This window comes from Candidatus Nanopusillus massiliensis, from assembly GCF_920984865.1.
Genome location: NZ_OV100765.1, coordinates 275,654 through 278,139, shown reverse-complemented (window position 1 = coordinate 278,139; position 2,486 = coordinate 275,654). Strand labels below are relative to the sequence as shown.

Sequence of the window (2,486 nt, the reverse complement as noted above, 5' to 3'; positions counted from 1 at the left end):
TACATACTAGAAATATTAAAAAATTACAAGAATAAATATTCTTTANNNATAATAAGGTTCTAATGATATAATATTGAATTTTTCAAAAGATTTAATTGAAAAAGTTGATGGATTAGTAAAATCGATTGTCTTATTTGGATCATATGCAGAAAATAAAGAAAATGAAAAATCAGATATTGATTTATTAATAATAGTAGATGATATATATGCACAAGACCTAAATATAACAGTTCCTTTTTATTTTGATAATTTAAACAAATTATTGGCAGATGAAAAATATAAAAAAATTCATTTAACAACACTAACATTATCAACATTCTGGGAAATGATATTTAATGGGGATCCATTATTTTTGGATATATTAAGAAAAGGCGAGCCAATAATAGATCCTGCAGGAATCTTTGGTTCTCTCAAAAAAATGTTAGAAGATGGAGTAATAAAAACATCACCTGAATATTTAGAAATAATGAAAAAAAGAGCTGAAGAAGGAATAAATTATGTCAATCTAATGTTAATAAAAGCATTTGAAAGTTTATATCATTCAGTTATTACAATTTCTCAATATTATTTAATTACAAAATAATATAAATGTATATAGTCCAGAAGATATATTAAATAAATTTGAGGAATTAAAGAGAAAAAGAAAAATTTCTCTCATAATTTTTAATTATTATAAAGAAGTTTATGAATATATGAAAAAAATAGAAATAAAGAAGTTAAAAATATTGATTTAGATTTATTAAAAGAACTTTTAGAAGAATTTGAAAAATATACAGCAGTAAATACATATTTAAAATGGAATATAAATGTAAGTGGACATGGAGCAGAAGCAAAAATTATTTAATTGAAAGTAATAAAAGAAAGAATGATAAATATATATTTGAATTCTATAAAAATTTTTTAAATAAATTAGAAATTGATTCTGAAGAATTTAAAATTGAAAATGATAAAAATAAAATAGTATTAAAGTATAGATATAAGAAAAAATATAGAAATGAATTAATTTATCAGAGAATTTAGAAAATATAGGACTAGAATTGAGGCAAGAATATTAGAAAAATTATATAATTATATTAATGTACCAAGATTATTCTATTAAAATGAAGAAGATGGAATTATTGTAATGGAATATATTGAAGGATATAATTTAGCAAAATATTTGGAAAAATTGAATTATGAAGAAATATTATATAATATTGGAAAATATATTGGATTAATTCATAAAAATAAAACTTGTACATGGAGATTTAACTACTGGAAATATGAATTTAATAATGGAAAAATATATTTTATTGATTTTGGATTAAGTTTCTTTTCTAATAGAATAGCAGATTATGCTGTAGATATACATTTATTTAAAGAATTATTTGACCCTAATCATTGGAGAATTTATGATAAATTTTCTTTAATATTAGAAGGATATAGAGAATCCTTTAGTGAAAAATATGATGAAATTTTTCATAGATTAAAAGTTGTAGAATCTAGAGGTAGATATAAATCAATATTATTTTAGATTATTGGTTACCAACATTATTTAAAAATAGTTTAAATTTACCAAAATTTCATAATACAATATGGCAACATACATATGCCCAAGATTTCATTCAACAAATATGCTACCATTATTCGCAAAAGATAATAGTTGGGTATGCTTAGATTGCGGATACCAGGGCCCTGCACAATTGATAAGTAAAGATCTAGAATATTTTTGGAAAGAATATGAGAAAGTTGAAAACGTATAATAAGGTTGAAGAATAAATATTTTTTATGTATGATTTCTGTTTAACAAATGATAATGAAGAAGAGCTAGCAAGTGAATATTATAAAAATAAGATAAAAAATATTGTTTTTTGCTATGAAGTTTTTGATAAAAATGATCTAAAATATTTTAAATTAAATAATATTTTATATTATAAAAAATTAAATTTATTTTATTGCGCATTAATAAATAATGAAGATCCTAAAAAAGTTGAGGAATTGCAAATGAATTATTCTATTCTGATAAATATTATAATGATTTAGTATTTGTTATTGGAAGAGATTTAAATTATAACGATAAGATTTCAAGTAAATATTTTTTAAATGGTTTATTTGATCCTATTAAATTTGATAAAAAATTCCTTTTTGGAGGATTAAATTATGTAGATATTAAAAAAATAAAGAGAAAACAATTTATCTATACTTTTTTCAATAAAGAATTTAATTAATGATATAGGAAAAATTTTATACAACTAAAAGATTTTTAGAATTTGCACAGAAGAAATATTTAAATATTCTTATTGGATCTTTTGCAGAAGATAAAAATGAAGTTCCAATAGATATTATTTATATTCTTTTTATAAAGTTGTAGGAATTTATTATAGTTTAAATTACTTAAATAAAATATTTAGGGAACAAATAATTAGGATAAGATTAGCATAAAAGAAAGGATTATTTTACAAAAGGATTTTATATAATATCTTATCCATACCAGGATTGTAGAGAAT

4 protein-coding genes and 1 pseudogene (1 of these 5 cut by a window edge) are annotated in these 2,486 nt (G+C 20.3%); all 5 read left to right on the top strand.

Annotation, left to right across the window (positions count from 1 at the left end):
- Positions 1-63, top strand: a pseudogene (locus LUA84_RS05225) (tRNA ligase subunit PheS family protein); it begins 251 nt to the left of the window's first position.
- Positions 64-73: 10 nt separating this feature from the next.
- Complete coding sequence (locus LUA84_RS01945) at positions 74-583, top strand: nucleotidyltransferase domain-containing protein (RefSeq protein ID WP_231434196.1); 510 nt, start codon at positions 74-76, stop codon at positions 581-583.
- Positions 584-795: 212 nt separating this feature from the next.
- Entirely contained in the window at positions 796-1,020 is a 225-nt protein-coding gene (locus tag LUA84_RS01940; RefSeq protein WP_231434195.1) for a hypothetical protein, read from the top strand.
- Positions 1,021-1,123: 103 nt separating this feature from the next.
- Positions 1,124-1,513, top strand: coding sequence for a protein kinase family protein (locus tag LUA84_RS01935; protein ID WP_231434194.1), 390 nt, complete (start codon positions 1,124-1,126; stop codon positions 1,511-1,513).
- 254 nt (positions 1,514-1,767) lie between these two features.
- On the top strand, positions 1,768-2,022 hold the full coding sequence (locus LUA84_RS01930; protein ID WP_231434193.1) for a hypothetical protein: 255 nt from the start codon (positions 1,768-1,770) through the stop codon (positions 2,020-2,022).
- Positions 2,023-2,486: the final 464 nt, after the last annotated feature.

What these genes read in the sequence shown, in the direction of transcription:
- LUA84_RS01940 (WP_231434195.1), top strand. Translation starts at nt 796, where the DNA reads ATGGAATATAAATGTAAGTGGACATGGAGCAGAAGCAAAAATTATTTA.
- LUA84_RS01935 (WP_231434194.1), top strand. Translation starts at nt 1,124, where the DNA reads ATGGAATATATTGAAGGATATAATTTAGCAAAATATTTGGAAAAATTG.
- LUA84_RS01930 (WP_231434193.1), top strand. Translation starts at nt 1,768, where the DNA reads ATGTATGATTTCTGTTTAACAAATGATAATGAAGAAGAGCTAGCAAGT.